We start from the raw sequence: 6,148 nt of genomic DNA, 5'->3' as shown, positions 1-6,148 counted from the left end.
ACAATGCATCGGGCTTCTGGCTGAGCCTTTTAAAGAATGCGAATGGAAGCGTGACGTTACGGGGAGGTAGAAAAAATGGTTCGCCACGTCGAACATTATCTTGACAACTAGCCTTCTCATGGAAGGTAGGCTATAGCGAAGAAGAGCCTGCAAAAATCTGCACCACCTGTGAGCAATTACAGTTCAGAAGTAATAAAATCATATAATTGCTACCCCTGTGAGTAGTTACATTATTTTTTATCAATTATAACAGGATTCTATTGTTTATGATTACCCTCAATGAACATTATTTTAAGCTTCAGGCATCATACCTCTTTTCAGACATAGCTGCACGTGTAGCTTCATTCCAAAAGGAAAATCCGGAAATTGATGTAATAAAACTTGGTATAGGCGATGTAACAAAGGGACTTACACCCTCTTCGATTGCGGCCTTTCACAGGGCAGTGGATGAAATGGCCGACGATGCGACTTTCAGAGGTTACGGGCCTGAACAGGGATATGAATTCCTCCGGGAGGCCATAGCCGTCAATGATTTTCAGAACCGGGGAGCAGATATTTCCAGTGATGAAATATTTGTCAGTGATGGCGCGAAATGTGATACAGGAAATTTTCAGGAACTTTTTGCATCCGATATTACTATAGCCATACCCGATCCGGTTTATCCGGTGTATCTCGATACCAATGTCATGGCCGGCCGGACAGGTGAGTTTGCAGATGGCAGATATCAGGGTGTTGTATATCTTGAGAGCACCCGGGAAAATAATTTTGTCCCGGATCTTCCAAAAGAAAAAGTGGATCTGATTTATCTCTGTTTCCCCAATAACCCTACCGGTTCTACAATTTCAAGAACTGAATTAAAAACCTGGGTTGATTACGCCCGGGACAATAAAGCTCTTATCCTTTTTGACGCAGCGTATGAGTCATTCATCCGCGACAGTTCCCTGCCGAAAACTATTTACGAGATTGAAGGTGCAAGAGAAGTTGCCGTGGAATTCAGAAGTTTTTCAAAAAATGCTGGGTTCACTGGAACTCGATGTGCTTATACTGTTGTGCCGAAGGAATGCCGGGCCTATGATTCCAAAGGAAATAGTCAGCTCATTCATCCCCTCTGGCACAGGCGGCACTGCACAAAGTTCAATGGAGTCTCCTACCCTGTTCAGCGAGCGGCCGCGGCCACATTCACTGAGGAAGGAAAAAAGGAAACCAGAGCTCTTGTCGATTATTATATGAGAAATGCCGATGCTGTCTGTGAAACATTCAGAAAATTGAATTACGATTTTGCAGGAGGTGAAAATTCACCATATATCTGGATAGACGGTAAAAGAGATTCCTGGGAGTTTTTCGATATGCTTCTCAGGGAAACAGGAGTGGTCTGCACTCCCGGAGGCGGGTTTGGTCAATGCGGTAACCAGTATATTCGAATTTCTGCTTTCAACAGTTATGAAAATGTGCAGACTGCCATGTCCAGATTGACAGACCTGAACCCGTGATGGTTTCCCGGTAATCATATAGTAATCTGTTGGGATGTTGATTTAGAAAGCCCGTGCTTTTCCAGGAAAAGTTCGGGCTTTTTTAAAATCACGAAACCGTCACTGAGTCAAGTTTCTGAAATGCGATCCAACGGGACACTAGTGTCCCGTCACCACTGCTCTGACGTATCTTGCTTGTCCTTTTTCGCGCCATCCCGCCTGTGGCTTATGTTATATAGATCTACTATGCGCTCAAAGCCACAGACAGAATAGCACAAAAAAATTACAGCGCAATATTACGTCATTTCATCGTTGACGTGACACTAGGTAAACAGGGCAGGCTTGAAATGAATATTCTCTTTTGTTCCCTCCAGTTCAATAACTTTTTTCCCTCCATTGGCCATCATCAATTCAATCACTCCTTCCACCAGTCGTTCAGGAGCGGATGCACCCGCAGTTATTCCCACATTTTGAACTCCCTTAAACCATTTAAGATGAATATCATTTTTATCATCAATGAGGTGGGCATCTGTTCCACATTGGATTGCCACCTCTTTCAAACGATTTGAATTGGAGCTGTTTTTTGATCCCACCACGAGAAGTAATTCAGATTTCCGGGCAAGTTGTTTTACGGCATTTTGTCTGTTTTGTGTGGCAAAACAGATATTTGATCGGGGACCCTTGATATCGGGAAAACGTTGTATAAGAATTTTCAGGATATCAGAAACATCATTTTTACAGAGTGTGGTCTGTGTGACATAGGCCACCTTTTTCTTGCCGGGTATTTCTACTGTGCCGGCTTCTCCTGCATTGGCTACAATATGAACACCACTTTTGACTCTTCCTGCGGTCCCTTCAACTTCCGGATGATTATGATGTCCAATTATTATCACATTGTGTCCAAGTGAGTGGTATTTTTCAACCATTCGATGAACACTGCTGACAAGAGGGCATGTGGCATCAATTGTCCGTAAGCCGAGTATTCCTGCTTCTGTTTCAACTTCTACAGAAACACCATGGGCACTGAAAATACAGACTTCACCCCGTGGGATAGCCTTCAGGTGCTCCACAAAAATTGCACCGGATTTCTCAAGTTCGCCAATAACGTGTTTGTTATGGACAATTTCATGGAGGACATAGACTGGCCTGTTGTATTTTTGAAGACAGAGTTTTACAGTTTCTATAGCCCTTTCAACTCCAGCACAGAACCCTCTCGGGGATGCCAGATAAATTTGAAATGAATTTTCCATTGCAGGTTCTTTTTTACTTTAGAGAAGATAAGAGATTCTTCACACTGATATAGCAGAAAAAAAGAGAGCAGGAAATAAAAAACGGCCGTCTTCCAGACCAATGGAAAACGACCGTCTTGTTTGAATTAATTACTGGGATTGTTTTTCAGTAACCCTGTATTTTATCAAGCAGTTCCGGCAGAAAAAGAGAAACCTGCGGAACATAGGTGATGATCATGAGAAAAACCAGAAGTACACAGAGCCATGGCAGGGCAGATTTAATAGCCCAGCCGATGGAATGTCCCGTTACGCCGGATATGACAAACAGGTTCAGGCCAACTGGAGGGGTGAGCATACCGATTTCCATGTTAACTACCATGATAATACCCAGGTGAATTGGATCGATACCCAGCTTTACCGCAATCGGAAAGAGAATAGGCGCCATTATGAGGAGAATGGCGGATGGTTCCATGAAATTGCCGGCCGCAAGCAAAAGCAGGTTGACCACAATCAGAAATACCCAGGGTGAAAGGCCCCAGGTTACAATCATGTGGGCAATATGGTGAGGAATGCGTTCTGTAGTGAGTACATGGGCAAAGAGCATCGCATTGGCGATGATAAACAGAAGCATGATACTGACTTTAGAAGCATCCAGGACCACTTTGTTGACTTCCTTGTCGGTAAAACACTGTGGAATGGCAAGAGTCATCATTTTCAGGTTTCTGAAGATCATGTTGCCTGTGGATTCACCTTCTTTTTGCCAGGGTTCATTTCTTAAGGGACCTATATCCCGATATCCCCATATGGCCACAGCAAAAGCATAAACCGCTGAAACAGCGGCAGCCTCAGTCGGACTTGCAATACCACCATATATTGACCCAAGGACAATGATGATGAGCATCAGCCCTCCAAAGGCACTGAAGCCGGAGGCAAATATTTCAGAAAAACCACCCCAGGGTAGCGCCGGGATTTTTTTATACCTGGCAACAAAATAGATCACAATCATAAGCATGAGACCCATCATTAAACCGGGGATAAAACCTGCCATGAACATACGGGCAGCAGAAACCTCCGTTGCTGCAGCATAAACAAGCATGACTATGGACGGAGGAATAAGTATGCCAAGTGTTCCGGCATTGGCTATAATTCCTGCCGCCAGGCTTTCGGGGTAACCGGCTTTGACCATACCGACAATGACAATTGACCCAATAGCCGCAACCGTTGCCGGAGAAGAACCGGAGACCGCAGCGAAGATCATGCATGCCATTACGGAAGCCATTGCGAGTCCACCCTGAATATGTCCTACCAGTGACAGGGCGAAACGGATTATGCGCTTTGCTACTCCTCCTGTTGACAGAAAGGAAGATGACAGGATAAAAAACGGAATGGCAAGCAGGGTATAATGTTCTGATAATGACTCAAACAATTTAAGGGCGATGGATGCCAGAGAATCGTGAGAGAAAAGAAGAATGGTTGTAATACTTGAAAGACCAAGTGCCAGAGCAATGGGCATGCCGAGCAACATGCAACCAAAGAGAAGTATAAAAAGTGCGGCGGTTGTCATGAAATCCCCTCCTCTTTAGCGATATCCTCTGCAAGCTCCATACTGTCTTTTGCTTCATCTGCATGCTTGAAGCCATCAGCCTTTCCGGTAATTACGGATAAAAGTATTATGATCAAACGGACAATAAGGAAAAGAAAACCAACCAGCAGCATCCCATGTGCAAGCCAGGCGGGAATCGGCAGGTCTTCCAGTTCAATACCTATCAGTTTCATTTTTTTCAGATAGATCCAGCTGCCATAAAAGATGAGGCCACAGTACCCGAGAGCCAGGATGGCGGCGATCCCTGTAAGTATTCTTCTGCCTGTTCTGGGGAAAAGCTTTACGAAGGAATCCATACCGATGTGAGATCCGACTTTCAATCCATAAGAGGCACCGAAAAGAACCATCCAGGCGGACATATGCAGGGTGAGTTCCTGGGACCACATAAAACCGGAATTGAAGCCGAACCGCATGACTACATCTACAAATACCAGCAGGGTTGTTGTTACCAGCAGTATACAGATAACAGCTTCTTCTGCACGATTGATGAAGCGCATAAACATAATTTACCTCTTGCAGAACTCAAACGCGGTCAAACCTGAAAGAGTGGAATGACCGCCTGGGAATAAGCAAAGAAAATTCCGGCAGGGGCCTGAATCAGTCCCCTGCCAATCGTCAAGGTATCCAGAAATCCTACATGTTGGCCTGGTATGCGGCGTCAATCATATCTTTGCCGATCTGTTTCTCAAATTCTTCCCATACAGGTTTCATAGCTTCAACCCATTGATTTCTCTGGGCGTCTGAAAGTTCTATAATTTCAGAGCGTTTGGAGTCAATGATTTTCTGGCGATCGTCAAGGGCTTTCTGGGCGGCAATTTTGTTTCCGTAGGCAATGGCCTCGTCAAGTGCTTTTTTCAATTCCACCTGCACATCCTTATCAAGACCCATCCAGAACTCTTTGGAAGTTACGACCATATAATCAAGAACACCATGGTTGGACTCAGTGATGTAGGGTTGGACTTCAAAGAATTTTTTGGAGTAGATATTGGACCAGGTATTTTCCTGACCATCGATAGCCTTTGTCTGAAGCAGTGTGAAAACCTCTGAAAACGGCTTCTTCAGAGGGGTTGCCCCGACGGCTTTGAATTGAGCGGCAAGTACGTCTGAAGACATGATACGGAATTTCAAACCTTTTGCGTCAGCAGGAACCCGCAGGGGCTTGCTTGAAGAGAGCTGTTTCATACCATTATGCAGATACCCAAGGCCAACCAGACCTTTCTTCTGCAGGGAATCAAGCAATTCAAGCCCTTTATCGCTTTTCTGGAATTTCTCCACTGCAGTCATGTCTTTAAAAAGAAAAGGCAGATCAAAGAGTTGCAGTTTCTTTGTGTAGCGGGAAAATTTTGAAAGAGAAGGTGCGGCCATCTGTACATCCCCGAGCAGCATTGCTTCAAGAACTTTATTGTCACCAAAGAGCTGGGAATTGGGGAAAACCTCTACTGTAACCTTTCCGGCGAGACGTTCCGCAACCAGGTCCTTGAATTTGTTGGCCATCTGCCCTTTGGGTGTATTTTCCGCAACAACATGGGAAAATTTGAGAACAATTGGCCCGCCGGCCAGTGCTGAGCCGGTAACAAGCAGGGTTGAGAGAGCAGCCGTGGCGACAAGTGTTGTGATTTTACGCAATAACATACGTTTCCTCCTTCAAGTTAATAATGAATTGCTTCCCTGGGCTGAGGCCAGCCCGAAAAATCTGCTCCAGAACTGAAGCTTACTGTTTGCATAACCTTGCAAAAAAGGAACCAGTTCTGGTTAATAAAAAAAAGCACGGTGTACCCCAAGTTATAGCAAATTCAGAATAAGTGTAAAATTAAAATTGGCGGATTCCCGCCGATTTTAATTTTGTT

At 44.7% G+C, this 6,148-nt stretch carries 5 protein-coding genes; 1 reads left to right on the top strand and 4 read right to left on the bottom strand.

The annotated features are described in order from the left end of the window. The first annotated feature begins 266 nt into the window (after window positions 1–266). Window positions 267–1,490, top strand: a complete 1,224-nt coding sequence (locus ACXLDX_RS05900; RefSeq protein WP_457576271.1) for an LL-diaminopimelate aminotransferase — start codon at window positions 267–269, stop codon at window positions 1,488–1,490. 302 nt (window positions 1,491–1,792) lie between these two features. On the opposite strand, the gene ispH is transcribed toward ACXLDX_RS05900, so the two are convergent. From ispH to ACXLDX_RS05880, 4 genes are all read right to left on the bottom strand, one after another. Further along, complete coding sequence (gene ispH, locus ACXLDX_RS05895) at window positions 1,793–2,719, bottom strand: 4-hydroxy-3-methylbut-2-enyl diphosphate reductase (protein ID WP_457576270.1); 927 nt, start codon at window positions 2,717–2,719, stop codon at window positions 1,793–1,795. Window positions 2,720–2,864: 145 nt separating this feature from the next. Further along, entirely contained in the window at window positions 2,865–4,262 is a 1,398-nt protein-coding gene (locus tag ACXLDX_RS05890) for a TRAP transporter large permease (protein WP_457576269.1), read from the bottom strand. Next, entirely contained in the window at window positions 4,259–4,804 is a 546-nt protein-coding gene (locus ACXLDX_RS05885; RefSeq protein ID WP_457576268.1) for a TRAP transporter small permease, read from the bottom strand. The genes ACXLDX_RS05890 and ACXLDX_RS05885 overlap by 4 nt, the downstream gene beginning before the upstream one ends. A gap of 130 nt (window positions 4,805–4,934) precedes the next feature. Then, on the bottom strand, window positions 4,935–5,933 hold the full coding sequence (locus ACXLDX_RS05880) for a TRAP transporter substrate-binding protein (RefSeq protein ID WP_457576267.1): 999 nt from the start codon (window positions 5,931–5,933) through the stop codon (window positions 4,935–4,937). Window positions 5,934–6,148 lie beyond the last annotated feature (215 nt).

The sequence above is a fragment of the Desulfomarina sp. genome (assembly GCF_054039375.1).
The sequence above is the reverse complement of the archived record's forward strand: the minus strand, read 5'-3'. Positions and strand labels throughout refer to the sequence as shown.